The 530-nt window shown below is 37.2% G+C and carries 1 protein-coding gene; it reads left to right on the top strand.

The window, feature by feature from the left end:
• A partial coding sequence (locus tag ACFQVC_RS42505) for a glycoside hydrolase family 2 TIM barrel-domain containing protein (protein WP_381842176.1) occupies positions 1 to 530 on the top strand: 530 nt, incomplete at both ends.

The following is a 530-nucleotide window of genomic DNA, read 5'->3' as shown; positions in this document are numbered from 1 at the left end:
CCTCCAGGGCCAATTGAAATAGAAAGTGCGGAGGTAATAGAAGAGAGTAAAGTAAAAGTAACCTTTAATGGGAAAGTTGAACATTTTGATACATCAGACATCTCGTTAGAAGCAGCACTTGGTACATGGGATAGCTTTAATCCTAAGTTATCTCCATACTTTACAATAACGAATACAACGACAGGTACAACAGAAAGTGGGAAAACATATGTTATTTTTGAAACGGAAGAAAAAATTAATCGGAAAATAAATCTTGGCGGTTTTTTCGGAAAGAAAGAAGAGGAAGATAAACGGCAGTTTCAAGCCACGGTACAACAACCACATCTATGGACTGCAGAAACTCCTTATTTGTATACCGTCTTAATTACGTTAAAAGACAAAAATGACCAGATAACCGAAGTATTATCTAGCAAATTTGGTTTCCGAAAGGTCGAAATTAAAGACAGCAGGTTATGGGTAAATGGTAAACCTGTTTTACTCAAAGGTGTGAACAGACATGAAACCCATCCCAAATTTGGCAAGGCTGTACC

Origin of the sequence: Streptomyces monticola, from assembly GCF_042665355.1 — a bacterium.
Lineage (GTDB): Bacteria > Actinomycetota > Actinomycetes > Streptomycetales > Streptomycetaceae > Streptomyces > Streptomyces monticola.
Note: the sequence above shows the minus strand (reverse complement) of the source record. Positions and strands in the feature narration are given on the sequence as shown.